The 25,280-nt window shown below is 69.8% G+C and carries 24 protein-coding genes; 18 read left to right on the forward strand and 6 right to left on the reverse strand.

The window, feature by feature from the left end; translation table 11 throughout:
* Positions 1-217 precede the first annotated feature (217 nt).
* The 7 genes from glnA to BMZ45_RS16595 all read left to right on the forward strand — a co-directional run bounded on the left by glnA (position 218) and on the right by BMZ45_RS16595 (position 6,403).
* On the forward strand, positions 218-1,627 hold the full coding sequence (glnA, locus tag BMZ45_RS16565; protein WP_056177149.1) for a type I glutamate--ammonia ligase: 1,410 nt from the start codon (positions 218-220) through the stop codon (positions 1,625-1,627).
* A gap of 64 nt (positions 1,628-1,691) precedes the next feature.
* Positions 1,692-2,147 (forward strand): GNAT family N-acetyltransferase, encoded by a 456-nt coding sequence (locus BMZ45_RS16570; RefSeq protein WP_091637622.1) that lies wholly within the window; start codon positions 1,692-1,694, stop codon positions 2,145-2,147.
* A 202-nt stretch (positions 2,148-2,349) separates the two neighbouring features.
* Positions 2,350-3,135 (forward strand): TorF family putative porin, encoded by a 786-nt coding sequence (locus tag BMZ45_RS16575; RefSeq protein ID WP_091637623.1) that lies wholly within the window; start codon positions 2,350-2,352, stop codon positions 3,133-3,135.
* A 28-nt stretch (positions 3,136-3,163) separates the two neighbouring features.
* Positions 3,164-3,502 carry a P-II family nitrogen regulator gene (locus tag BMZ45_RS16580; protein WP_091637624.1) on the forward strand — a complete coding sequence of 113 codons (339 nt, stop codon included), beginning with the start codon at positions 3,164-3,166 and terminating at the stop codon, positions 3,500-3,502.
* 91 nt (positions 3,503-3,593) lie between these two features.
* Complete coding sequence (locus BMZ45_RS16585) at positions 3,594-4,895, forward strand: ammonium transporter (RefSeq protein ID WP_343124211.1); 1,302 nt, start codon at positions 3,594-3,596, stop codon at positions 4,893-4,895.
* A 263-nt stretch (positions 4,896-5,158) separates the two neighbouring features.
* Complete coding sequence (locus tag BMZ45_RS16590) at positions 5,159-6,019, forward strand: helix-turn-helix transcriptional regulator (RefSeq protein WP_091637626.1); 861 nt, start codon at positions 5,159-5,161, stop codon at positions 6,017-6,019.
* A gap of 24 nt (positions 6,020-6,043) precedes the next feature.
* The gene (locus BMZ45_RS16595; RefSeq protein ID WP_091637627.1) at positions 6,044-6,403 is read left to right on the forward strand and encodes a VOC family protein; all 360 of its coding nucleotides are present in this window, start codon (positions 6,044-6,046) and stop codon (positions 6,401-6,403) included.
* 10 nt (positions 6,404-6,413) lie between these two features.
* Here BMZ45_RS16595 and BMZ45_RS16600 read toward each other — a convergent pair whose 3' ends face one another.
* Positions 6,414-7,346, reverse strand: a complete 933-nt coding sequence (locus BMZ45_RS16600; protein ID WP_091637779.1) for an AraC family transcriptional regulator — start codon at positions 7,344-7,346, stop codon at positions 6,414-6,416.
* A 240-nt stretch (positions 7,347-7,586) separates the two neighbouring features.
* Here BMZ45_RS16600 and BMZ45_RS16605 point away from each other — a divergent pair, with 240 nt between their 5' ends.
* From BMZ45_RS16605 to BMZ45_RS16615, 3 genes are all read left to right on the forward strand, one after another.
* Positions 7,587-10,796: an efflux RND transporter permease subunit gene (locus BMZ45_RS16605; protein WP_091637628.1), complete on the forward strand. Its 3,210-nt coding sequence runs from the start codon at positions 7,587-7,589 to the stop codon at positions 10,794-10,796.
* On the forward strand, positions 10,793-11,938 hold the full coding sequence (locus tag BMZ45_RS16610; RefSeq protein WP_091637629.1) for an efflux RND transporter periplasmic adaptor subunit: 1,146 nt from the start codon (positions 10,793-10,795) through the stop codon (positions 11,936-11,938). Before BMZ45_RS16605 ends, BMZ45_RS16610 begins: the two co-directional genes overlap by 4 nt.
* Positions 11,939-12,032: 94 nt before the next feature.
* Positions 12,033-14,666, forward strand: coding sequence for an amino acid adenylation domain-containing protein (locus BMZ45_RS16615; RefSeq protein ID WP_091637630.1), 2,634 nt, complete (start codon positions 12,033-12,035; stop codon positions 14,664-14,666).
* Positions 14,667-14,686: 20 nt separating this feature from the next.
* Here the strand turns inward: BMZ45_RS16615 and BMZ45_RS16620 are convergent, their stop codons facing one another.
* Positions 14,687-15,457: a Crp/Fnr family transcriptional regulator gene (locus BMZ45_RS16620; protein ID WP_091637631.1), complete on the reverse strand. Its 771-nt coding sequence runs from the start codon at positions 15,455-15,457 to the stop codon at positions 14,687-14,689.
* Here BMZ45_RS16620 and BMZ45_RS16625 point away from each other — a divergent pair.
* Both BMZ45_RS16625 and BMZ45_RS16630 read left to right on the forward strand, forming a co-directional pair.
* Positions 15,456-16,220 (forward strand): class II aldolase/adducin family protein, encoded by a 765-nt coding sequence (locus BMZ45_RS16625; RefSeq protein WP_091637632.1) that lies wholly within the window; start codon positions 15,456-15,458, stop codon positions 16,218-16,220. The genes BMZ45_RS16620 and BMZ45_RS16625 overlap by 2 nt on opposite strands.
* Before the next feature lie 70 nt (positions 16,221-16,290).
* Complete coding sequence (locus BMZ45_RS16630; protein WP_091637633.1) at positions 16,291-17,178, forward strand: bile acid:sodium symporter family protein; 888 nt, start codon at positions 16,291-16,293, stop codon at positions 17,176-17,178.
* A gap of 33 nt (positions 17,179-17,211) precedes the next feature.
* Here the strand turns inward: BMZ45_RS16630 and BMZ45_RS16635 are convergent, their stop codons facing one another.
* The 3 genes from BMZ45_RS16635 to BMZ45_RS16645 form a co-directional block, all read right to left on the reverse strand.
* Positions 17,212-18,537, reverse strand: coding sequence for a hypothetical protein (locus tag BMZ45_RS16635; protein ID WP_254776671.1), 1,326 nt, complete (start codon positions 18,535-18,537; stop codon positions 17,212-17,214).
* Positions 18,538-18,605: 68 nt separating this feature from the next.
* Positions 18,606-19,832, reverse strand: a complete 1,227-nt coding sequence (locus BMZ45_RS16640; protein ID WP_091637634.1) for a M56 family metallopeptidase — start codon at positions 19,830-19,832, stop codon at positions 18,606-18,608.
* Positions 19,833-19,834: 2 nt separating this feature from the next.
* Positions 19,835-20,215 (reverse strand): BlaI/MecI/CopY family transcriptional regulator, encoded by a 381-nt coding sequence (locus tag BMZ45_RS16645; protein WP_217643225.1) that lies wholly within the window; start codon positions 20,213-20,215, stop codon positions 19,835-19,837.
* Between the two features lie 116 nt (positions 20,216-20,331).
* Here BMZ45_RS16645 and BMZ45_RS16650 point away from each other — a divergent pair, with 116 nt between their 5' ends.
* The 3 genes from BMZ45_RS16650 (at position 20,332) to BMZ45_RS16660 (ending at position 21,751) form a co-directional block, all read left to right on the forward strand.
* Positions 20,332-21,051 carry a glutathione S-transferase N-terminal domain-containing protein gene (locus BMZ45_RS16650; RefSeq protein WP_091637636.1) on the forward strand — a complete coding sequence of 240 codons (720 nt, stop codon included), beginning with the start codon at positions 20,332-20,334 and terminating at the stop codon, positions 21,049-21,051.
* Between the two features lie 74 nt (positions 21,052-21,125).
* Positions 21,126-21,506: a VOC family protein gene (locus BMZ45_RS16655; protein ID WP_091637637.1), complete on the forward strand. Its 381-nt coding sequence runs from the start codon at positions 21,126-21,128 to the stop codon at positions 21,504-21,506.
* A 44-nt stretch (positions 21,507-21,550) separates the two neighbouring features.
* Positions 21,551-21,751 carry a hypothetical protein gene (locus tag BMZ45_RS16660; protein ID WP_139215543.1) on the forward strand — a complete coding sequence of 67 codons (201 nt, stop codon included), beginning with the start codon at positions 21,551-21,553 and terminating at the stop codon, positions 21,749-21,751.
* 82 nt (positions 21,752-21,833) lie between these two features.
* Here BMZ45_RS16660 and BMZ45_RS16665 read toward each other — a convergent pair whose 3' ends face one another.
* Positions 21,834-22,277 carry a MarR family winged helix-turn-helix transcriptional regulator gene (locus BMZ45_RS16665; RefSeq protein WP_091637639.1) on the reverse strand — a complete coding sequence of 148 codons (444 nt, stop codon included), beginning with the start codon at positions 22,275-22,277 and terminating at the stop codon, positions 21,834-21,836.
* A 158-nt stretch (positions 22,278-22,435) separates the two neighbouring features.
* Here BMZ45_RS16665 and BMZ45_RS16670 point away from each other — a divergent pair, with 158 nt between their 5' ends.
* The 3 genes from BMZ45_RS16670 to BMZ45_RS16680 all read left to right on the forward strand — a co-directional run bounded on the left by BMZ45_RS16670 (position 22,436) and on the right by BMZ45_RS16680 (position 25,256).
* The gene (locus BMZ45_RS16670) at positions 22,436-23,230 is read left to right on the forward strand and encodes an alpha/beta fold hydrolase (protein WP_175489119.1); all 795 of its coding nucleotides are present in this window, start codon (positions 22,436-22,438) and stop codon (positions 23,228-23,230) included.
* Between the two features lie 320 nt (positions 23,231-23,550).
* Positions 23,551-24,645 (forward strand): sensor histidine kinase, encoded by a 1,095-nt coding sequence (locus BMZ45_RS16675; RefSeq protein ID WP_091637640.1) that lies wholly within the window; start codon positions 23,551-23,553, stop codon positions 24,643-24,645.
* Positions 24,642-25,256 carry an ANTAR domain-containing response regulator gene (locus BMZ45_RS16680; RefSeq protein WP_091637641.1) on the forward strand — a complete coding sequence of 205 codons (615 nt, stop codon included), beginning with the start codon at positions 24,642-24,644 and terminating at the stop codon, positions 25,254-25,256. The genes BMZ45_RS16675 and BMZ45_RS16680 overlap by 4 nt, the downstream gene beginning before the upstream one ends.
* Positions 25,257-25,280: the final 24 nt, after the last annotated feature.

Raw genomic sequence — 25,280 nt, forward strand, 5'->3', positions numbered from 1 at the left:
CGGCAGCAGGATATCCTAAAGGACGAATGCACTTAGTTGGTGCATTTTCTTAGAATTGCGCACCACTATGGATCAATGTTGCGACGCTGCGCGATCTATCTGTATTTGAATCAATAGCTTGCGATCAATCAAAACTTGGCACGCAGCTTGCTTTATCTAAGCCCAGGCAGCACTCCACGCACCGCACGCCCATTCCCTCCCAATCCGGATCCAGTCCATGTCCCTCGAACACGTCGAAAAGCTCATCAAGGACCACAAGGTCGAATTCGTCGATCTGCGCTTCACCGACATGCGCGGCGTCCAGCATCACGTGACCTTCCCCAAGTCCATCGTCGAGCCGGCGCTGTTCGAGGACGGCAAGATGTTCGACGGTTCGTCGATCAGCGGTTGGAAGGGCATCAACGAGTCGGACATGATCCTGCTGCCCGATTCGACCACCGCCTTCCTGGATCCGTTCACCGCCGATCCGACCCTGGTGCTGACCTGCGACATCCTCGACCCGGCGACCATGCAGGCCTACTCGCGCGATCCGCGCGGCGTCGCCAAGCGCGCCGAGGCCTACCTCAAGTCCAGCGGCGTCGCCGACCAGGCCTTCTTCGGCCCGGAGCCCGAGTTCTTCATCTTCGACTCGGTGCGCTACGCCAATGAAATGGGCCACACCTTCTTCCACATCGATTCGGAAGAAGCGGCCTGGAACTCGGGCAAGGAATACGAAGGCGGCAACAGCGGCTACCGTCCGGGCGTGAAGGGCGGGTACTTCCCCGTCGCTCCGCTGGATTCGCTGCACGACATCCGCGCCGAGATGTGCAAGACCCTGGAGCAGGTCGGCATCGAAGTCGAAGTGCACCACCACGAAGTCGCCAATGCCGGCCAGTGCGAGATCGGCACCAAGTTCAACTCGCTGGTCGCCAAGGCCGACGAGCTGCTGACGATGAAGTACATCATCAAGAACGTCGCCCACCGCAACGGCAAGACCGCGACCTTCATGCCCAAGCCCATCGTCGGCGACAACGGCAGCGGCATGCACGTGCACCAGTCCTTCGCCAAGGGCGGCGTCAACCTGTTCAGCGGCGACGGCTACGGCGGCTTGTCGCAGCTGGCGCTGTGGTACATCGGCGGCGTGTTCAAGCACGCGCGCGCGATCAATGCCTTCACCAACTCGGGCACCAACAGCTACAAGCGCCTGGTGCCGGGCTTCGAAGCGCCGGTGATGCTGGCCTACTCGGCCCGCAACCGTTCGGCCAGCTGCCGCATTCCCTACGTGGCCAACCCGAAGGCGCGCCGCATCGAGATGCGCTTCCCCGATCCGATCCAGTCGGGCTACCTGACCTTCGCCGCGCTGATGATGGCCGGCCTGGACGGCATCAAGAACCAGATCGACCCGGGCGCGCCCAGCGACAAGGACCTGTACGACCTGCCGCCGGAGGAAGAGAAGGGCATTCCCACCGTCTGCCATTCGCTCGACCAGGCTCTGGAAGCGCTGGACAAGGACCGCGACTTCCTCAAGGCCGGCGGCGTGTTCACCGACGACTTCATCGACAGCTACATCGCGCTGAAGATGCAGGAAGTGACCAAGTTCCGCGCTGCGACCCATCCGTTGGAATACCAGATGTACTACGCCGTCTAACGCGCGCCGGGGACGGCGGCCCACGCCGCCGTCCCGCGTTGCCGCACCGCAGTCAGGAGCACCGATGCAGATCCGTGCAGGCGAACTGGACCATCCCGAGGTGATCGCGCTGCTGCGCGAACACCTGCAGGGCATGGCCCAACTGTCGCCGCCGGAAAGCGTCCACGCCCTGGACCTGGACGGATTGCGCCAGCCCGAGATCAGCTTCTGGAGCGCCTGGCAGGACGGGCAATTGCTCGGCTGCGGCGCGTTAAAGCAGCTCGATGCCGGGCACGGCGAGATCAAATCGATGCGCACGGTTTCGCGGCATCTGCGCAAGGGCGTGGCGGCCGCGATGCTGGATCACCTGATCGACGAGGCAGGGCGGCGCGCCTATCGGCGGCTGAGCCTGGAGACGGGTTCGATGGACGGCTTCGAGCCGGCGCGCAGGCTGTATGCGCGCTACGGCTTCGAACCCTGCGGACCCTTCGCGGACTATGTCGACGACCCCAACAGCGTCTTCATGAGCAAGCACCTGTAGACGCACCCGACGGCCCGTGGCGAAAGCTACGGGCCGTTCGCTTTTCCAGTCCACCACCACAACCAGGAGGTCTCAACGACGGGCTCGCCCCGCCGCAAGGCGACTGCGTCCCAAAAAAGCCCGGGCAACGACGAAACGCCCGCGCCGCAACAGCACGAAGCACTGACCGGGGAGGGGCCACCGCTTATGAGGAGCCTGCGTCATGTCGTCTCGTACCAACGCCTGCACCACCGCGACCGCGCACGCCGCGCTCGCTCTGTCCGTGTTCGCCGTTTGCCTGGGCGCACCGGCACTCGCGCACGCCGGTACCTCGGGTTCGGTGAGCTTGACCAGCGATTACATTTTTAGGGGAGTGTCGCAGACCAACCAGGAGCCGGCCCTGCAGGGCGGCATCGAATACGCCGCCGACAGCGGCTTCTACGTCGGCGCCTGGGGCAGCAACGTGAGTTGGCTGTCCGACACCGTCGTCGTCGGCGACGACATCTCCAGCAGCCTGGAGCTGGACGCCTACGCCGGTTACCGCGGCAAGGCCGGCGAGCGCTTCGCCTACGACATCGGCGCCTTGTACTACTGGTATCCGGGCGACTACCCGGGCGGTTTCAACAGCCCGAACACCGCCGAGTTCTATCTGGGCGCCACCGTCACGCCGGTGGAGACCGTCGCCCTGGGATTGAAGTACTCCCACGCCCTCACCGATCTGTTCGGCTACGCCGATTCGGACGGCAGCGGCTATCTCGACGCCTCGGTCAACTGGACCTTCCAGCCCGGCTGGACCTTGAACCTGCACGGCGGCAAGCAGTGGATCAAGAACAACGACGCCTACGAATACACCGACTGGAAAGTCGGCGTGACCAAGGCCTTCGACCACGGGTTCTCGATCGCCGCCGCCTACACCGACACGGATGCGGAGCAGGCGCTCTACACCAACGCGCACGGCAACGACATCGCCGGCGACGCGTTCACCCTCACCCTCACCAAGGCGTTCTGATGCGCCAACGCACCTACGGAGCTGCGAGATGAAACTGATCACCGCCATCATCCGGCCGTTCAAGCTCGACGAAGTGCGCGAGGCGCTGACCGAGGTCGGCGTTTCCGGCATCACCGTCACCGAGGTCAAGGGCTTCGGACGGCAAAAGGGACACACCGAGCTGTACCGCGGCGCCGAGTACGTCGTCGATTTCCTGCCCAAGCTGAAGATCGAATGCGCGGTCGCCGACGGCCTGCTCGAGGCCGCGCTGGAAGCGATCCAGAACGCCGCGCGCACCGGCAAGGTCGGCGACGGAAAGATCCTTGTGCTGCCGGTAGAGAGCGCGGTGCGCATCCGCACCGGCGAACTCGACGACGACGCCCTCTGACCCTGACGCGAGATCCGATATGAAGACGCATGCATTGAAGTCCCGCTCGCGCGAGCGGTCGTTGCCCACCCTGGCCCTGGGCGCGCTGCCCCTGGCCGCCCTGCTGGCTCCGCTGGCGGCGCGCGCGCAGGACGCCGCCGCCGCGGTCGAGCCGGTGGTCGACAAGGGCGACGTCGCCTGGATGCTGACCTCGACCCTGCTGGTGCTGTTGATGACCGTGCCCGGACTGGCCCTGTTCTACGGCGGCCTGGTGCGCTCCAAGAACGTGCTGTCGGTGCTGATGCAGGTGCTGGCGGTGTTCTCGCTGATCGTGCTGTTGTGGGTGGCCTACGGCTACTCGCTGGCGTTCGGCGGCGGCGGCCCGTGGATCGGCAGCTTCGACAAGCTGTTCCTGGCCGGCGTGAACAAGGAAACCCTGACGGCGACCTTCACCGCCGGCGTGTCCTTGCCGGAGTACGTGTTCGTCGCCTTCCAGTCGACCTTCGCCGGCATCACCGGCGCGCTGATCGTCGGCGCCTTCGCCGAACGCATCAAGTTCTCGGCGGTGCTGCTGTTCTCGGCGCTGTGGTTCACCTTCGCCTATCTGCCGATCGCGCACATGGTCTGGTACGGGCCCGACGGTTATCTGTTCGCCAAGGGCGCGATCGACTTCGCCGGCGGCACCGTGGTGCACATCAACGCCGGCGTCGCCGGCCTGGTCGGCGCCTATTTCGTCGGCAAGCGCGTGGGCTACGGGCGCGAGGCGATCAAGCCGCACAACGTCGCCTACACCATGATCGGCGCCTCGTTGCTGTGGGTGGGCTGGTTCGGCTTCAACGCCGGTTCCAACCTCGAAGCCACCGCCGGCGCGGCCCTGGCCTTCCTCAACACCTTGCTAGCGACCGCGGCCGCGGCGCTGGCCTGGAGCCTGGTCGAGGCGGTGATCAAGGGCAAGCCGTCGATGCTGGGCGGGGCCTCGGGTGTGGTCGCCGGCCTGGTCGCGATCACCCCGGCCTGCGGCACGGTCGGGCCGATGGGCGCGATCGTGATCGGCGCGATCGCGGGCGTGGTCTGCGTGTGGGGCGTGCACGGCCTCAAGCGCCTGCTGCGCGCCGACGACGCGCTGGACGTGTTCGGCGTGCACGGCCTGGGCGGCATCGTCGGCGCCCTGCTCACCGCGGTGTTCAGCTCGCCCTCGCTGGGCGGCTACGGCCTGGGCGCGGGCAACGACAGCATCGCCGCGCAGTTGGGCGTGCAGGCGCTGAGCGTGGGCATCACCGTGCTGTGGTCGGGCCTGGTGTCGGTGCTGGCCTTCGCCGTGGTCAAGCTGGTGTTCGGCCTGCGCGTGGCGGAGGAAGCCGAACGCGAAGGCCTGGACATCACCTCGCACGGCGAATCGGCCTACGAGCATTGACGATGACGGGCCGGAGGCACGCCTCCGGCCCGGCAGGCGGCGCGCGCCGCCGACCCTTCGCAGCAGCGGCGCGGAGCGCGTCCGACTGCAAACGCCGTAGCGGCACGAACCGTAGCCTGCGCGTCTCCGCGCCGCTGCTGCGAAGGATCGGCCTCCCCCTTTGAAGAAGGGGGGCGAGGGGGATTTGCTCCTGCTCTGCAAGCGCGTCGTCCACGCAGACCGCCGACCCTACGCGCCGACACCCACGGTGCTAGCATCCGCCCATGCACGTCGCCACGCTGCTGCAGGGCCCGCTCACGGTGGTCGACTACCGCTGCCAGTCCGGCCCGGAGGACGCCCCCTTCGTCGAGGTGCACGGCCGCCATTCGCTGGCCTATGTGCGGCGCGGCAGCTTCGGCTATCAGGCCCGCGGGCGCCGCTACGAACTGGTCGCCGGCTCGGTGCTGGTCGGCCGCCCCGGCGACGAATACCTGTGCAGCCACGATCACCACCTGTGCGGCGACGAATGCCTGTCCTTCCATTTCGCCGAGGAACTGGTCGACGAACTGGCCGGCGCGCGCCGCGGCGCGGCCGCGCATTGGGCCGCGGCCGGCCTGCCGCCGCTGCCGGAACTGATGGTGCTGGGCGAGCTGGCCCAGGCCGCCGCCGACGGGCGCAGCGATCTGGGCGTGGACGAGCTCGGTCTGCTGTTCGCCGAGCGCTACCTGGGCGTGGTCGGCGCGCGCGAGACCGGTGCGATGCGCGCTCAGGCGCGCGATCGCCGGCGCGCGATCGAGGCCGCGCTGTGGCTGGACGCGCACGCGCACGAGGCGGTGGATCTGGAGCGCACCGCCGCCAGCGCCGGCCTCAGCGCCTTCCATTTCCTGCGCCTGTTCGCGGCCGTGCTGGGCGTCACCCCGCACCAGTACCTGCTGCGCGCGCGGCTGCGGCGCGCGGTGCCCCTGCTGGCCGACGAGGGCCGGCCGATCACGCAGGTCGCCTACGACAGCGGCTTCGCCGACCTGTCCAATTTCGTGCGCACCTTCCGTCGCGCCGCCGGGGTGTCGCCGCGCGGCTTCCGCCGCGCCGCGCGCGGCGACCGCAAGATTCTCCAAGAACGCATCGGCGCCTACGTCGCACGCTGAGCCTCCACTCAAGGAGGTTCCGCCATGTACGACCATATCGGCCTGAAGGTTCGCGATCTCGATGCCAGCCTGCGCTTCTACGAAGCCGCCCTGGGCGCGCTGGGCCATCGCCTGGACTCGCGCTACGAGGGCGGCGCCGGGCTGGGCCCGGACGGTGCGCCCGCGCTGTGGCTGTACGAGGACGCCAACGCCGTGGGCCAGAGCCACGTCGCCTTGCGCGCGCCCGACCGCGCCAGCGTCGATCGTTTCCATGCCGCCGGCGTGAAGGCGGGCGGGCGCGACAACGGCGCGCCGGGGCTGCGCGCGGATTACAGCCCGACTTATTACGCCGCCTTCCTGATCGACCCCGACGGCCACAACGTCGAGGCCGTGTGCATGGACTGAGCGGGCGCGTTCAGCCCAGGCGCGTGCTGCGCACCTGGCCGATCTCCGAGCGCGGCGGCGCGCCGAACAGACGCTTGTACTCGCGGCTGAACTGCGAGGCGCTTTCGTAGCCGACCTTGTGCGCGGCCGCGACCGCCTCGATGCCGTCGATCAGCATCAGCCGGCGCGCTTCGTGCAGGCGCAGCTGCTTCTGGAACTGCAGCGGCGACATCGTGGTCACGGCCTTGAACTGGTGATGCAGCGAGGAGGTGCTCATGTGCACCGACTGCGCCAGGTCGTCGATGCTCAGCGGCTGCAGGTACTGCTGGCGCAGCATCTCGACCGCGCGCGCGATCCGGTGCGAGCGGGTGTCGGCCACCGCCAGGTCGCACAGGCGATGGCCGAGGTCGCCGACCAGCACGCGGTAGAAGATCTCGCGCAGCGCGATCGGCGCCAGCACCGGCAGGTCGGCCGGCGTTTCCAGCAAGCGCATGAGGCGCAGCACCGCATCCAGCAGCGGCGCGTTCACGCGCGCGGCGTACAGGCCGCGGTCGATGCCGGTGGACGGCGCCTGCGGGCCGGCGTCCAGGATCAGCGCGGCGATCTCCTCCGGATCGATATCCAGGCGCAGGCACAGGTAGGGCTTCTCCGGCGTGGCCTCGGTGATCTGGCCGATCATCGGCAGGGTCACCGACACCACCAGATAGTTCAGCGGGTCGTAGTGGTAGGTCTCGCCGGCCAGCATCGCGACCTTGCTGCCCTGGGCGACGATGCACAGGCGCGGCTCGTACAGGGCCGGCTTGCACGGCGTCGGGGTGCTGGAGCGGATCAGGTACAGCTGCGGCACGGCGGTGGGGTGCACGCCGTCCTCGGGGGTCAATCGGGCAATCCGGTCGGCCAGCTCCGCCTGCGGGGCGCAGACCCCGTTGCGGGCGAGGGATTCGGCGGAAGTGTTGGCGTTCATGGCTTCCAGCATCCGGCAGGGACGTTGCGATTATGTTTGCGGATCCTGTCGTTCGGCAGGCCCAGCCGACGAAATTGCAGGATTGGGCAACGATTCGACAGCATCGTACTAACTGCCCGGGCCCCTCGGGGCCTAACGTACGCCTCACCCCCCGACCCGACCGGGCCCGCCCCGGCATGGCGCGCGCGCGCCACGCCCCGACGCCCCGGCCGAGGTTCCCTCGCACCGGGATACATCGCGATGTGGATCGTTCAATACGCGCTGGACCGCCGTTACACCATCGGCGTGCTGGCTATCCTGATCCTGCTGTTCGGTAGCCTGTCGGCGCGGCGCATGCCCACCGACATCCTGCCCGAGGTCGGCATCCCCTCGATCAACCTGATCTGGACCTACAACGGCCTGCCGGCCGCGGACATGGCCGCCAAGCTCACCTCGTTCTCCGAGGTCGCGATCATGAACACGGTCGACGACCTGCGCGAGGTGCGCTCGGAGTCGATCAACGGCGCCAGCATCGTGCGCATCGACTTCCAGCCCACGGTCAGCCTGGACCGCGCCCTGGGCCAGATCACCGCGGTCTCGCAGACCATCCTGCGGCGCATGCCGCCGGGCACCTCGCCGCCGCTGGTGATCCGCAACAACATGTCGAGCACGCCGGTGTTGCAGCTGGTGCTGTCCTCGGACTCGCTGACCGAAGCGCAGTTGTACGACTACGCGCGCCTGCAACTGCGCTCGCAGATCCAGACCATCCCCGGCATCCGCCTGACCCTGCCCTATGGCGGCGCGGCGCGCCAGATCATGGTCGACCTGGATCCCTCGGCGCTGCAGACCTACGGCCTGACGCCCAGCGACGTGACCTCGGCGCTGGAACGCGGCAGCCCGACCCTGCCCTCGGGCGCGATCCGCGAGGGCGGGCGCGAGCTGCAGATCTCGCTCGACACCAGCCCGGCGACCGCGGCCGACTTTCTCGATCTGCCGGTGACCGCGCGCAACGGCAGCGTGATCTACGTGCGCGACGTCGCCTCGGTGCGCGACGGCGGCGCGCTGCAGACCAACGTCGCGCGCATGGACGGCTCCAGCGCGGTGTCGGTGGCGCTGATCAAGCTCGGCGGCGCGTCGGCGGTCGAGATCGTGCGCGCGGTGCGCGAGCGCCTGCCCGAGATCGAAGCCTCGGCGCCGCCGGGCATGCGCATCCAGCCGATCTTCGACCAATCGGTGTTCGTCGATCACGCGATCGGTTCGATCCAGCACGAGGCGCTGCTGGTCGGCCTGCTGGTGGCGCTGGTGGTGCTGGTGTTCATCGGTTCCTGGCGCTCCAGCCTGATCGTGCTGTCGGCGATCCCGCTGGCGCTGCTGGCCTCGGTGTCGCTGCTGCACCTGCTGGGCTACACCTTCAACGTGATGACCCTGGGCGGTCTGGCGCTGGCGATCGGCATCCTGGTCGACAACGCGGTGGTGGACGTGGAGAACACCAACCGCAACATCGCCCTGGGCAAGGACGTGCGCACCGCGATCCTGGACAGCGCGCGCGAGGTGGTGTTCCCCGAGTTCGTGTCGACGGTGGCGATCTGCATCGTGCTCACCCCGATCCTGCTGATGACCGGCCTGTCGGCCTGGGTGTTCACGCCGCTGGCGCTGGCGGTGATCTTCGCCATGGCGGCCTCGTTCCTGCTCTCGCGCACGCTGATCCCGGTGCTGTGCTACCTGCTGCTGCCGGCCGACATCGAAAGCCGCGCGCGCCCGCGTTGGCGCGCCGAGCGCGCCTTGCTGGCGATCAATCACCGCGTCGAACACACCCTGGAATCGCTGCGCGAGCGCCATCACGACCTGTTGGTGCGGCTGGGCCACCACGGCGGCGTGCTCGCCCTGGCCGCCTTGCTGACCATCGGCGTGGGCGCGGCCTCGGCGCTGATGCTGGGCCGCGAATACTTCCCCCAGGTCGACGCCGGCCAGCTGCGCCTGCAGCTGCGCATGCCCTCGGGCATGCGCCTGGAGGAGACCGCCGCGCGCGTGACCCAGATCCAGCGCGAGATCCGCGACATCATTCCCGCGCACGAACTGGAAACCGTCTACGAACAGATCGGCGTGCCCGACGCGGTCAACCTGGCGATGGTCGACAGCACCGTGGTCGGCTCCTTCGAGGCCGAGGTGATGTTGCAGCTGCGCTCGCCGCACGCGCCCAGCCGTTTGTATCTGCAGCAGCTGCGCGAACGCATCGCGCAGAAGTTTCCCGACGTCAAAGTGTTCGAACGTCCGCCGGACGCGACCAGCCGCACCCTGTCCGGCTCGGCCGCGACCATGCTGGAAGTGCGCCTGGTCGGCCGCGACACCGCCGGCAACCTGACCCTCGCGCGCGAGATCGAACAGCGCCTGCGCCAGGTGCCGGGCGCGGTCGACGTGGCCTTGCGCCAGGTCCTGGATCTGCCCGAGTACCAGGTCAAGATCGACCGCACCCGCGCCGCCCAGCTCGGCCTGGACACCCAGCAGGCCAGCCGCGCCGTGCTCGCGGTGCTGGGCTCGGCCGGCACGGTGTCGCCGGTGTACTGGACCGACACCGTCAACGCGATCGCCTACACCGTCCAGGTGCAGGCGCCGCCCGCGCGCCTGGGCGATATCGACACCCTGTTGAACACGCCGTTGCGCATCGGCGCCAACGGCCAGGCGGTGCTGTTGCGCAATATCGCCACGGTCACCCCGCGCACGGTGCCGGCCAGCATCGGCCGCACCACCCTGGCGCCGACCATCAGCGTGCTGGCCAACGTGCAGGGCACCGACCTGGGTTCGGTCTACGATCGATTGACCGCCATCACCCACGAACTCGAAGCCCGCCTCAAGCCCGGCAACCGCATCGAGATCGCCGGTCAGGCCGGCGAGATGCAGAGCGCCTACGGCGAACTCGCGGCCGGTCTGCTGATGTCGGCGGTGCTGGTGTTCCTGGTGCTGGTGGTGAACTTCCAGTCCTGGATCCAGCCGCTGGTGGCGATGTCGGGCCTGCCGATCGCGATCGCCGGCGCCGCCTTCGGCCTGTTCGCGACCGGCACGCCGTTGAGCGTGCCGGCGCTGATGGGCGTGATGATGGTGATCGGCGTGTCGACCGCGAACAGCGTGCTGGTCACCAGCTTCGCGCGCGGTCTGATCGCCGAAGGCCACGATCCCGAGCTGGCCGCCTACGAATCCGCCGCGGTGCGCCTGCGCCCGGTGCTGATGACCGCCAGCGCGATGGTGCTGGGCATCGTGCCGATGGCGATCGGTCTGGGCGAGGGCGGCGAACAGAACGCGCCGCTGGGCCGCGCGGTGATCGGCGGCCTGCTGTTCGGCACCCCCGCCACCCTGGTGCTGGTGCCTTCGATCCTGGCCGTGCTCGGCCGCCACATCAAACGACGTGCGGCGCGCCACGCGTCCGCCGAATCCACCGCCGCCACCGGCATCGCCGAGGCAGGAGCGACCCCATGAATGCGCACGCCCCCTATACCGACCGCACGCTGGCCCGCGCCGCGGGCGTCCTGAGCCTGGCGATCGCGCTCGCGCTGGCCGCGGGCTGCGGCCGCAGCGAAGCCGAAACCACGCCGGCCAAGGGCCTGCCGGAAGTACTGGCGGTGGCGGTCAAGCCGGCCGACAGCGAACTCGAACTGCGCTTGCCGGCGCGCGCCTACGCCGGCGAGTCGGCGCAGATCTATGCGCGCGCCACCGGCTTCGTGCGCGAGCGCCAGGTCGACCTCGGCGATCGCGTCGCCGCCGGCCAGGTGCTGGCGACGATCTCCGCGCCGGAGGTCGATCAGGCCGTGCGCGAGGCCGCGGCCGATCTCAACCAGGCCAATGCCGATCAGGAACTGGCCCAGGTCAACTTCGACCGCGCCCAGGTGCTGGTGGGCTCGGGCGCGATCTCCAAGGAGATGTACAGCGACCGCAAGGCCAACCGCGACGCCGCCGCCGCCGCGCGCGCGGCCGCCGAGGCGCGCCTGACCAGCGCGCGCGAACGCAGCGCGTTCCAGAGCGTGCGCGCGCCGTTCGCGGGCGTGGTCGCGGCGCGCAACATCGAGCGCGGCGATCGCGTGGTCGCCGATTCGGCAGCCTCGGCGCTGCCGATGTTCGAGATCAACGCGCTGGATCCGCTGCGGATCGTGATCGACGTGCCGCAAAGCGCCGCGCTGCAGGTGCACGCCGGCCTGCAGGCGGAAGTGCGCTTCCCGGAATTGCCGGGCGAGACCTTCAAGGCCGAAGTCGCGCGCAGCGCGCAGAGCCTGTCGCGCGATCTCGGCGCGATGCGCGTGGAGCTGCGCCTGCCCAACGCCGACGGGCGCATCCCCGCCGGCATGGTCGGCGAAGTGCGCCTGAAGGTGGCGCGCGCCGCGCCGGCGGTGCTGGTGCCGATTTCGGCGGTGATCCAGGGCGGCGCCGGCCCGCGCGTGGCCACGCTGCGCAAGGACGCCACCCTGGAATTCCGCAGCGTCGCCCTGGGCCGCAACCTCGGCGGCGAGATCGAGATCGTGTCCGGCCTGGCGCCGGGCGACACCGTGGTGCAGGCGCCGAACGCGCTGCTGGGCGAAGGCGACAAGGTGCGGGTCAAGCCGCCGGCGGCGCCGAGCAAATCCTGAGCCCGGCATCGATCGCGCGGGCGCGGCGCCGGACGGGCGACGCGCCGTTTTCCGCTACCATCTGGCACGGACGCAGGATGCGCACGGAGCGGGCATGGACAGCGAGACGCGGGCAGCGGTAGCGGCGGATGAGGCGGGCGCAACGCCCGCCAGCTTGTTCGAGCGCCAGGCCGCGCGCACGCCCGACGACGACGCGCTGATCTGCGCGCAGCGCCGCTACGACTACCGCGAACTCAACGCACGCGCCAACGCATTGGCGCGGCAACTGAGCGCGGCGGGCGTCGCCGGCGAGCAGGTGGTGGCGATCTGGATCGAGCGCGCGCCCGAACTCGTGATCGCGATCCTGGCGGTGGCCAAGCTCGGCGCCGCCTATCTGCCTTTGTACGTCGGCGCCGCGCCCATGCAGCAGCGGCGCATGCTGGAGGAAACGGGCGCCGGCCTGCTCCTGGTCGCGCGCGACAGCGACGCGCCGGCGTTCGCCGCCGGCATGCGAACCCTCGCGGTCGATGGCGACGCGCCGCTGGTTCCGGACGACAGCGTCGATCCGTTGCGCGACGACGACCCCGCACGCCTGGCCTATGTGATGTACACCTCCGGCTCGACCGGTCTGCCCAAGGGCATCTGCACCACCGCCGGCAACATCGCCGCGTTCGCGCGCGACCGGCGCTGGCGCGAGGACGCGCCCGCGCGCGTGCTACTGCATTCCTCGCCCGCGTTCGACGCGTCCACCTACGAGCTGTGGACGCCCCTGCTCAACGGCGGTTGCGTGGTGCTTGCGCCGCCGGGTCCGCTGGACGCGGCGAGCCTGCGGCGGGTGCTGGCCGCGCACGGCGTGACCGACCTGTGGCTCAGCGCGGGCCTGTTCCACGCGCTGGCCGCGGATGCCGCCGACTGCCTGGACGGCCTGCGCCGCCTGATCGCCGGCGGCGACGCGCTGTCGGCCGCGGCGGTGCGGCGGGTGCAGGCGCGCTGCCCGGGCCTGCGCATCGTCAACGGCTACGGCCCCACCGAGACCACCACCTTCGCCACCACCTGCGAGTTGCCGCGACTGGCGTCGGACGAGGACGAAGTGCCGATCGGATGGCCGCTGGATGCCACCCGCGTACACGTGCTGGACGAGCGCTTGCGCGACCTGCCGATGGGCGAGGTCGGCGAGCTCTACATCGGCGGCGCCGGCGTCGCGCGCGGCTATCTGCGGCGCCCGCAGCTGGATGCCGAACGTTTCCTGCCCGATCCCTACGGCGCGCCCGGCGATCGCCTGTACCGCAGCGGCGATCGGGTGCGGCGTCGCGCGGATGGCGCGCTGTGCTTCGTCGGCCGCGCCGACCGTCAGGTCAAGCTGCGCGGCTTCCGGGTCGAACCGGGCGAGATCGAGACGCAGCTGCTGCGCCTGCCGCGCATGGCCCAGGCCGCGATCCTGGTGCGCGAGGACGCGCCGGGACGCAAGCGCCTGGTCGCCTACGTCGTGCGCGACGACGCGCGCTGCGACGACGGCGCCTGGCCGGACGCGCTGCGCACGGCGCTGGCCGAGCACTTGCCCGACTACATGCATCCGGCCGCCTGGATCGTCTTGCCGACGCTGCCGCTCACCGCCAACGGCAAGCTCGATCGCGCGGCCCTGCCGGCGCCCGCGGTCGCCGCCACCCAGGCGCCGGCGTCGCCGCCGCGTCCGCAGGAGCAGATCCTGAGCCTGCTGTTCGCGCAGGTGCTGGGCCTGGAGGCGGTCGGCGTCGACGACGATTTCATCGCCCTGGGCGGCGACAGCCTCAGCGCGGTGCGGCTGGCCGCGCTGGCCACCCGCGAAGGCGTGGTGATCTCCGCCCTGCAGGTGCTGCGCCACCGCAGTCCGGCGCGCCTGGTCGCGGCGATCGGCGAGGACGAAGGCGCCGAGCGTATCGAAAGCCGGATACCGCCGGAGCTGCTGACGCCGGTGCAGCGGCTGCGCGCGGGCGGCACGCCGGCCTTGTTTTGCATCCATCCCGGCAGCGGCCTGAGCTGGCCGTATGCGCGCCTGCTGCCGCATCTGGGCGGCGACTGCGCGGTGTACGGCCTGCAGTCGCGCGCGGTCAGCGACCCCGATCATCTGCCGGCCTCGATCGAGGCCATGGCCGAGGACTACCTGCGGCGCATCCGCGAACTGCAGCCGCGCGGCCCCTACCGTCTGCTGGGCTGGTGCCTGGGCGGCGCGATCGCTTCGGCCTTGGCCGCGCGCCTGGAAGCGCAGGGCGAACGCGTGGACCTGCTGTGCGCGGTCAACTATTTCCCCGGCCAGTACGACGAGGACGACCCGGCGCCGCCTGCGGACGCGTCCGAGGACGAATCGCCGGCGCAGGCGTCGACAGCGGGCGAGGCCGACGAGGCTGATGAGGTCGATGAGGTCGGTCCGCCGCCGCCGCCGCGCGTGGTCGCCGAAGTCGCCGGCGCCTATTACGACATCGCGCCGATCCTGTTCGACTTCCGCGGCGCCGAAAATACGCTGGCGATGGTGCGCCGTTATCGGCCGGCGCCGCTGGCTTGCGACTTGCTGCTGATCCGCGCCGCGCCGCCGCAGGGGCCCGAGCCGTTGGCCGCCGAGCGCTGGTCGCCGTTCGTGCGCGGCCGCATCCGCTGCCACGACCTGCCGTGCAGCCACAGCCTGGTGCTGAACCTGCGTTATGCCGAGCAGCTGGCCCGCATCGTCGGCGCGCATCTGTTCGAATGCGAAGGCGAAGCGCTGGCGATGTCCTGAGCCGCTGCCGCGTACCGGGGTCAGGTCTTCGATCCGGCCGTCAGCGCGCGCACGCGTTCGCTGTCCAACAACGTGATGCGGCTGTACTCGACCCGGATCAGGCCGCGCGCCTCCCAGACGTTGAGCTCCTTGCTCACGCTCTGGCGGCTCGCGCCTATCATGCGCGCCAGATCCTCCTGCGGCAGGTGCAGGTCGATCGCCACGCCCGCGCCCTGGCCGGCGCTGCCGTACACGCCGGCCAGCTCCAGCAACCGCTTGGCCAGTCGCGCCGACAGCGGCAGCGTCATCATGTCCTCGACGAAATCCAGCGACATGCGCAGGCGCCGGCACAGCAGTTTGGCGAAGGCGCGGTAGAGTTCGTGGTGCTGGTCCAGCAAGGCCATGAACTTCGCGCGCGGCAGCAGCATCACCTCGGTGTCGCCGACTGCGTGCGCGTCCTGCGGGCGCGGGCTGGCGTCGAACATCGACACCTCGCCGAACCAGCTGCCCGGTTCGAACCAGGTCAGCAGCACCTCGCGGCCGTCGGCATGGGTCAGGCTGATCCGGATCCGTCCGCTGACCACGCCGTACAGGCCGTCGGCCTCGGCGCCGCGCGCGTACAGCAGTTCGCCGTGGCGCAGGCGCTTGCGCAACGACATGCTGGCCAGCAGGGCCGTCACCTCCGGCGGCAGGTCGCGCAACCACGGGTCGGCGTTCGCGTTCGACAAGGGCATGGCCAGAGTGTCGGCAATCCGACGGTATCCGTCCACCGTCGCTGCTAGCGTGCTGCGCATCGGGTCGGAGACGGTCATGAACGCAAAACCGCACGCTGCGAGTGCCGGATATTCGGCGCAAGAATGGGCCCTGCGCGTCGATCTGGCCGCCGCCTATCGGCTGGTCGCCCTGTTCGGCTGGGACGATCTGGTGTTCACTCATCTGAGCGCGCGCATCCCGGGGCCGGAGCACCATTTCCTGATCAATCCCTACGGCCACATGTTCGAGGAGATCACCGCCTCGTCCCTGGTCAAGATCGACCTGCACGGCAACAAGCTCGACGACTCGCCGCACCCGGTCAATCCGGCCGGCTTCATCATCCACAGCTGCGTGCACGCCGCGCGCGAGGATGCGCAGTGCGTGATGCACATCCACTCGATCAACGGCATCGCGGTCTCGGCGCAGCAGCAGGGGCTATTGCCCTTGTCGCAGCAATCGACCCTGGTGCTGTCGTCGCTGGCCTATCACGACTACGAAGGCCTGGCCCTCAACGAGGACGAAAAACCGCGGCTGGTGCGCGACCTGGGCGACAAGACCTTTTTGATGTTGCGCAATCACGGCCTGCTGACCGCCGCGCGCAGCGTCGCCGATGCCTTTCTGGCGCTGTACGTCTTCGAGGCGGCCTGCATGATCCAGGTGCGCGCGCTGGCCGGTGATCGCGCGCTCACCCTGGTGCCGCAGCCCATCGTCGACGGCATGCAGGCCCAGGCCATGCAGGTCACGCGCGGATTGGGCGGCGCGCTGGTGTGGCCGGGCCTGTTGAGGCGCCTGCAGCGCGTCAACCCGGGCTACGACAGTTGACCTTGCGCTCGGTTCGGGCGTCAATCGGGGACTAGGTCGTTCCCAATCTCTAGCCCACGGGTGAGCAGGCATGGAAGACAGCCGTTTGTTGCAGGTGCTGCTGCCGATCGCGATCGCGCTGATCATGACCGGCATCGGCATGTCGCTGACGCTCGCGGATTTCCTGCGCATAGGCGAACGGCCCAAGCCGGTGCTGGTCGGCGTGCTCGGTCACTATCTGTGGCTGCCCGCGCTGGGCTTCTTCATCGCCTGGGCGTTCGCGCTGCCGCCCGAATTCGCGGTCGGCCTGGTTCTGGTCGCAGCCTGCCCCAGCGGTTCCTCCTCGAACGCGCTCACCTATCTGGCGCGCGGCAACGTGGCGCTGGCGGTCAGCCTGACCGTGATCAGCGGCCTGGTGACCTTCCTGAGCGTGCCGCTGCTGGTCAATCTGGCCCTGCACTGGTTCGCCGGCGCGCGCGCCGATCTGCAGGTGCCGTTCCGCAGCACCGCGCTGCATCTGGCCGCCCTGGTGCTGGTGCCGATTTTGATCGGCATGAGCGTGCGCCGCTTCGCGCCGGCGTTCGCGCTGCGGATCGAGAAGTGGACCGGCGCGTTCGCGTTGCTGGTGCTGTTCGCGATCATCGTCGCGCTGATCGTTCAACAGTGGGCGAACCTGCCGACCCTGCTGCGCGGCGTCGGCCTGCCCGCGTTCGCGCTGGCCTGCGGCGCCACCGCCGGCGGCGTGGCCCTGGGCCGCTTGCTGCGTCTGAACCTGCCCGATGCGCTGACCATCGGCATCGAGGTCGGCGTGCAGAACGCGACCCTGGCGGCCTTGCTGGCGCTGAGCCTGATGAAGTCCGAGCAGATCGCGGTGCCGGCGTTGATGTACGGCATGATGATGTATCTGCCGGCCGCGGCCGTGGTGATCTACGGCCGGCGCGCGGCGCGGCGCGCGGCCGAGGCCACGCCGGCGGCCTAGCGCAAAATCCCGTCGCGCCATCCCCGCGCCGATTTATGGCTTGCCGGCGGCGTCCTGCGGCGCTTGCACCACGATCAGATCGCCGGCGCGCGCGCCCGCCCGCACGGACCAGCCCGGCTTGAGCTCCAGCCGCCAGCCCGCGCCCTGGATTCCCGACGGCTCCACGCCTTGCGCGGACACCGTCGCCTGCGCGCCGGTCAGCAGCGCGCCGCCGCTTTCGACTTCCAATGCGCCCCATTCGCCGGTCAGGCGCAGGGTCGGATAGACCATGCCCAACTCGCCCAGCGGGATCAGGGTCTGCGGATTGAACTGGCGATTGGTCTTCTTCAGCGGAATGACCAGCACCGCGCCGTCCACCAGGCGCGCTTTCAGTTCCGCCGCCTGCTGGCGCTTGTGGCGGTCGCGCGCTTCCTCCGCCGCTCGCAGGGCGCCGTCGTCGTCGTATTGCGCGGCGCGCGTCTTGAGCGTCGACGGGTCCGGATCGGGCAAGCGCAGCGCCAGGCTCAGCAGCTGATCGAGCCGCTGTCCGGAACCGAGCTTGCCGCGCCAGGCCGGGTCGGCCTCGTCCAGCAGCAGGCCGTAGGCGGGGCCGGTGGCATAGGCGAACGAGCGCACGAAGCTGGGCGCCTGCACGAACGCGGACAAGTCGTACTCGGCGTGGGCGATGCGCGCCGCGGGATCGCGGAGGCCGACCTGGACGCCGGTGTATTCGGGCACGCCTTCGTTGATCTCGAGCAGGCCCTCTTCCGTCGCGGCCTGCGGGAACAGGCGATAGCGCTCGTGCCGGAACAGCATCGCGTCGCTCATGGCCGCCTGGCGCAGCGCGGGCGTCGGCGCCTTCAGGGCCCGCGCCAATGCGCGCCATTCCAGCTGCAACAGATAACGGCCTTCCAGCGAGTCCAGGTGCTGGTTGCCGATCTCGTTGCGCGTGAGGCCGAGCTGCGGCTGGACGCGATGGAACAGCTCGTGCGCGATCAGCACCTGGCGTTTGTTCGCCTCGGTCGGCAAGGGCCACAGCAGCTGGGTCCAGCGCACGCCCGCCCACTCGGTGGGCGTGTTGGCGATGATCACGCTCTCGGGCAGGGTGCCGGTGAACACGCTGCCGGCCGCGACCAATCGGCCTTCCTTGTCGGCGACGTTGCTCACCACCGCGCGATCGGTGTAGTCGACCAACAGGATCGGGCCGCACAAGGACGTCCCCCACAGCGCGCCGTCGTCGCGCTCGCACAGGGCCTGCGCTTCGGCGAACACGCGGGCCGCGTCGGCCGGATCGGGCGCGGCGGCGGCGGGCGACGGCAGCAGCAAGGCGGCCAGGCCGGCGGCCAGGGCGGAACGGGTCAGGCCGGAGAGCAGGTCCATGCGATCCCTCTACGATGGTTGTCGTACTTATCTACGACGCGCATCGTATATCAGGCCGGTGCGGGTGGCTAGCCGCGCGCGTTCCAGCGGATGCGCCCGTTCGGGAACACCCGCAGGGACACCGCCGGGCGCCGGTTCGAGCCCAGCAGGACGACGCTGTCGCCGCGCTGCAGGATGCGTTCGCTGGGCACCGATTGGCGTTCGATCGAGGCCTGCACCACCCGGCCTTGGCGGATGCGCAAAGCGAAGCTGCCGGCCGGATCGCGCGCGTTGACCACCACCGTGGGGCCGAAGCCGCTGGCGATATAGCGGTCCTGCATGCGCGCGGCGTTGAGGCCGGGCGCGGCCAGGGCCAGCGCCGCGCCGAGCACGCCCAGCACGGCGCCGGCGATGGCGACGCGACCGAGCAAGGACGGCGCGGGCTCGGGAGACAGCAGCCGATGCAGGCGCCGGCTGAGCGCGGCGCCGCCGGAGGACGCCATCGCGACCGTGCCCATGTCGCGCGTTTCGGCCAGCCGCAACAGCCCTTGCGCGAGCGTCTTCGGCGCCGCGCCCTGAGCCACCGCCATCGCGTCACAGGCGGCCTCGCGCTCGAAGGCGAGGCCGCGGTACAGCGCCCAGGCCGCGGGATGAAACCACACCAGCGCCAGGCCCAGCCGCTGCAGCAGGTTCCATGCGAAATCCTGCCGGCGCGCATGCGCCAGCTCGTGCAGCAGGACGGCGTCGCGCTGCGCCGCCGGCAGGCGGCCCATGAAGTCCGCGGGCACCATCAGGATCGCGCGTCGGTATCCGACCACTTGCGGGCCGGCGACCGCGGCGATGCGCGGCTCGACCCGACCGCGCATGCCGCTGCCGGCCTGCAGGCGATCGACGGCGGCGAGCAACGCGGCCGGCGCCGCCTGCAGTGGCGTGGCCGCCAAGCGCGCGACCTCGCCGCACAGCTTGAGCGCATGCGCGCCGGCGCCGAACCACCAGGCCACCGCGACGGACGCGAGCAGGCCGAGGTAGGCCGCGTTCACCGTCGGCGGCGGCAGCTCCAGCGCCGGCTTCTCGCGCGAGATCTCGCCGCCCATGGTCGCGAACCACAGATGCAACGATGCGATCGCGAGCACGGGCAAGGCGGCCAGCAGCGCGAAATGCAGGGCCGCGAGGCGATAGCGCAGGCCGGGCCGCGCGGCAGGAATCAGCCGGCTGGCTCCGCGCCACGACAGCCAGAGCAACGAACCCTGCAGCAGCGTCGCGCCCACCGCGAACGCCAGCAGTTCGAACACATACGCCAGCGTCGCGGCGTCCATGCTCAGTCGGAACCGGCTTCCAGCCGCTTGATCACGGCCTTGAGTTCGGCCAGCTCCTGCTGATCGATCGGGCGCGCGTCCAGGGCCTGCATGGCCAGGGCCAGCGAGGAGCCGGAAAACGCGCTGTCCATCCAGCCGCGCACCAGCCGGTTGAGGGTGGGGCGCTCGGACACCGCGGCCTTGTAGACGTGTTGGCGCGCGTCGGTGGCGCGCGAGACCAGGCCTTTGGCCAGCATGTTCTGCAGGATCTTCAGGGCGCTGGTGTAGCCGGTGTCGGTGCCCGCGTACACCGCTTCGTGCACCTGCTTCACCGTCGCCGGCCCGTCCCGCCACAGGATGCGCAGGATGGCGAGTTCGGCGGCGGTCGGCGGCGATGTCTTCACCGCGGCAGGATGCGACGATCGTGCCCGCAAGACAAGGCGCATACTGCGCGCGGGTCGGGCCGACGCGGCCCAGGCTGCGATCGCGAGCGGGGACAGGACGACTCCAGGTGGACGACATGGCGCTGCTGGTAGGCGAGGCATTCTCTCCATGGACCCTCAAGGCGCGCTGGGCGCTGGACCGCTGCGGCGTCGACTACGCCTATCGCGAATACACACCCGGCCTGAGCGAGCCCTGGCTGCGCTGGCGTCTGCGTCAGTGGCGCCAGCCGGTGTCGGTGCCGGTGCTGTTGAGGCGCGCGCAGGCGATCCGCGGCTCCTGGGGCATCGCCGAATACGCGGCGCAATGCGCGGGCGACGCGCGTCTGGGCGCGCTCGCCGAGGCGCGGCCCTGGGACGAGATCAGCGAACGCGGCCTGGCCGCCGCACGAACGCGAGTGGTGCGCGCGGTGCTCGCCGACGACCGCGCCCTGGACGAGTCGGTGCCGCTGCTGCGCGGCCGCAGCCGCGCGCTGCTCAGGCCGGTCGCGCGCCAGGTCGCGCGGCGTCTGGACCGCAAGTACGCGCATCTGCTGCGGCCGCATGCGCACCGCGAGGCGCTGCTCGCGCTGCGGGCGGGGCTGGCGCGCGCGGATACGGGCTATCTGCTGGAGCGTTTCAGCTACGCGGACATCAGCATGTCGGTGCTGCTGGAGGCGGTGCGGCCCACGTCCGGGCCCGCGGCCTTGGGCCCGGTCCAACGCGAGTGCTGGCACGACGCCGCGCTGGCGACGGAATTCGCCGATCTGCTGGACTGGCGAGATTCGCTGCATCGCAGGTTCGGATATCGCGCCGCATAAAGGCGTGGCCATGGCGTCGTCGGCGCATTGCCTCCGGCGACTTATCGACTCACCGCCGGAACGAGGAGGACCGCATGAAACGCACCTGGACCATCATCGGCGTCAGCGACGTCGCCGCCAGCTACAAGTGGTACCAGTCGCTGCTGGGCCTGCCGGCGACCGAGCCCGCGCATCGCTACTTCGGACAGATCCTGGATACCGACGGCACCGTGCTGCTGTGCTTGCACGAATGGGGCGCGCACGAGCATCCGACCCTGGCCAGTCGCGACCGCGCCGAACCCGGCAACGGCTTGCTGCTGTTCTTCCGCGTCGACGACTTCGCCGCGGCGCTGCCGCGCGCGCGCGCGCTGGTCGCGGCGCTGGAAGAGGAGCCCGGCGTGAATCCGAACACCGGCACCGAGGAGTTCGCCTTGCGCGATCCCGACGGCTACTACGTGATGCTCAGCGCGCTTTGAGGCGCGATACTGGGTCGACGACGGCGCGCGTGCGCGGATTGTCGGTGGATGCCGACGCCAACTACTGTGGCGCGCGCCGGACCGACGCGCTCAATCGCTACCAGACGCCGGGCTATGCGCTGCTGCGTATTGGTGCGCGCTACCGGTTCGACTGGCGCGGCACGCCGGCCGCGCTGCGCCTGCGCGTCTACAAGGTCGGCGACGAATATGCGTGGATCGCCGGCACCCGCGGCATTCAGGCCTAAGAGCCCGAGCGCCGGTTGATGCTGAGCCTCACACTCGGCGACTGAGGCGCGGACGCAAGGGTGGCGGCGACGTCCTCGCCGCTCATTCCAAGGGCAGGGCCAACGCATCGCGCAGGCGCTGCACCTGCTTGTTCAGCGCGCCCAACTCCTGCGCGCTCATGCCCGAACGTTCGCCCAGGGTCTCGGCCAGGCAGCGGGTGCGCGCGCGCAGCTCGCGCCCGGCGGTGGTCAGGCGCACATGCACCTGGCGTTCGTCCTGCGCGCTGCGCTGGCGCTCGACCAGGCCGGCCAGCTCCAGGCGCTTGACCAGCGGGGTGATGGTGCTGGGCTCCAGCGCCAAGCGCGTGCCGATCGCGCCGACGGTGAGCCCGTCGTGTTCCCACAGCGCACTCAGCACCAGGTACTGCGGGTAGGTCAGCCCCAGCGCGTCCAGCAGCGGTTTGTAGGCGCGATTGATCGCGATGCCGGCGCCGTACAGCGCGAAACACAGCTGCTCGTCCAGCGTAAACGGGGTCTTGCTGGCCATGGTAGGTGCCCTCGAAGCCTGTTCAGTCAATCACTTAGCTGAAATAAGCTTATCACGATAAAAAATATCTTGACAGTTTTTCGGGCTCGTGTAGTCTGATTGTTATCGCGATAAATGATATCGCGATATTCATCCCTCAGCCCTCCAGGAGTAGACCCATGAACACCTCGCGCCCCCGTGCTTCCGCCGTCCTGCTGCTCTCCCTGGCCCTGTCGGCGGCGATCTCCACCGCCTCGGCCGCCGAAGCGGCCGCTCCGGCCCCCGCCAAGGACGCCACCACCGTGGTCCTGGTCCACGGCGCCTTCGCCGACGGTTCGTCCTGGAACAAGGTGATCCCGCTGCTGCAGGCCAAGGGCCTCAAGGCGGTCGCGGTGCAGAACCCGCTGACCTCGCTGGAAGACGACGTCGCCGCCACCAACCGCGTCATCAATGCCCAGACCGGCCCGGTCGTGCTGGTCGGCCACTCCTGGGCCGGCACCGTGATCACCCAGGCCGGCGCTCACGACAAGGTCAAGTCGCTGGTCTACGTCGCCTCGTTCGCGCCTTCGCTGGGCGAAAGCTCGGGCGAGGGCACCAAGGCCTTCCCGGCCAGCCCCGGCCTGGCCCGCGTGATAGCCGATGCCGACGGCTACCTGACCCTGCCGGCCGATGCCGTCGCCCAGGACTTCGCCCAGGACGTCAGCGCGCAGGAAGCCAACCTGATCGCGGCCACCCAAGGCCCGGTGCGCGCCGCCAACTTCGAACAGAAGGTCACCGCCGCCGCGTGGACCGCCAAGCCCTCCTGGTACATCGTCGCCGCCCAGGACCGCATGATCGATCCGGGCGCGCAGCGTGCGCTGGCGAAGAAGCTCAAGGCCAAGACCACCGTACTGCAGACCAGCCATGTGCCGATGTCGTCGGATCCGGAAGCGGTGGCCGAGGTGATCGCCGACGCGGCTCGCGCCGCGCGCTGATCCAGGCGTGACGCAGGCGCGGCCTTGCGTGTCGCGTGGCGCCGCGAGGTCGCTCTTGTCGGTGCGCATCCCGACACTCGCCTCGCCGGGCAGTGGCAAGGAGAACCCGCGTCCGGGTTCTCCTTGCGTCTTATTGCGCAGTAGTTCGCGCCCGCGGCTTGCGGCCGTGTTGCTGGCGCTGGTCGGCACCGGTACCTTTGCCGAGGACGGCGGGTACGCGATACCCGGCCGATGCAGGGGTAGGAAAGGGCTGCGGCCTCGCCGGGATGCGATAAGGCGGGCGCCGCCAGGCAGTGCTCATCACCGGTCGCTTAGCTGGCATGAATTCTCTTGCGCTGCTGCTGATCCTCGCGTGTGCGCTGCTGCCGTTGGCGACCTGGCATGCGGCACGACGCCACGCGCGTCGCGACGCGTCGCGGCGCCTGATCGCGGCGCTGGACGCGCTGTCCTCGCATACGCCGGTCGCATTCGTCGCTTGGGAGCCGCGCGGTGGCATCGTGCTGTGGAGTGCCGGCGCGCAACGCCTGTTCGAGGTCGATGCCACGCGGATGCTGGGCCAACCGCTGCCCGCGGGCCTGGATGCGCTGCACCAGGCGGCCGCCGGACTGGAAGGCGCGCGGCCCGCCATGCGCCTGGAATTGCGACGCGCCAACGGCGCCACGGTGGACGCCATCGTCTCGTTCGCCGGCGGCGGCGATGGCCTGATCGTGGCCGCCATCGAGGACGCCGTGTCCAGCGCGGCCAATGCGCACTCGGCGGAGGTCGCGCGCGCGCAACGCGACGCCCTGGTGCGCGAGGTGCACCATCGCATCAAGAACAGCCTGCAAGGCGTGACCGGCCTGCTGCGCCAGCATCTGTCCGACAAGCCGCTGCTGAAGCCCCTGCTCGAAGCCGCCTCGGCGCAGGTATCGGCGATCGCGGCGGTGCATGGCCTGCACGGCGAGGCCAAGGACGGTCAGATCAATCTGCGCATGCTGATGGTGAGGGTGGCCGCGTCCGTTTCCGGCATCATGCACGTACCGATCACGGTATCGGAGCGGTGCGCGGTGCTGGAAAGATTCAGCGTCAACGAAGAGGAGTCCGTGCCGGTGGCGATGGTGCTGAACGAGCTGATCATGAACGCGGCGAAGCATCGGTCGCGCTCCGGCGTGAACGGCATCGTCGCCATCGACGCGATCGCGCATGCGCAGCGGGCGCAGATCCTGGTCAGCAATCCGGGCTTCCTGCCCGCGAACTTCGACTTCACGGCCGGCGTGAGTCTGGGCAACGGATTGGGTCTGATCCGCTCGCTGTTGCCGCGGCGCGGCGCCAGCATCGGTCTGGCCGAGGAAGGCCGTCGCGTCGTGGCCACCCTCGCGCTGCACGCGCCCGACGTGCTCAGCGAGAGCACGAAAGATCAAGAGGCCATCGCATGAACCGCACGCACCGTCTGCTGGTGGTGGACGACGATCGCCTGGTGCTCGCGACCGTCTGCCGCGGCCTGCAGGCCGCCGGATATCAGGTCGAATCGGCGCAGTCGGTGGACGAAGCGGTCGCGCTGCTCGACGACTGGCGGCCGGATCTGGCCTTGCTGGACATTCGCATGGGCGAGCGCGGCGGCTTCGAACTCGCGCGCGAATTGCAGGCGCGCGATGGCATTCCTTTCATGTTCCTCTCCGCCTATGGCGACGACGCCACGGTCGACGAGGCCACCGAACTGGGCGCGGTGGGCTTTCTGGTCAAGCCCATCGACATCCCCCAGATCATGCCCGCGGTGGAAGCGGCCTTGAAGCGCGCGGCCGATCTGAGCCGCTTGCGCAGCACCGGACGCCAGTTGGAACAGGCGCTGGACCAGCAGCGCGGCATCAGCGTCGCGATCGGCATCCTGATGGAGCGCCACCGGCTGTCGCGCAGCGAAGCGGAACTGCGCCTGCGCGACACGGCGCGTTCGCAGCGGCGGAAAATGACCGACCTGGCCGAGGGCATCGTCTTCGCGGTCGACGCATTGGCGGCCTCGGCGTTGAATGGCGACCGCTCCGATTCGTGACGTCCGGCGCATTTTCGTGAATTG

Source organism: Lysobacter sp. cf310, assembly GCF_900114355.1.
Taxonomy (GTDB): domain Bacteria; phylum Pseudomonadota; class Gammaproteobacteria; order Xanthomonadales; family Xanthomonadaceae; genus Lysobacter.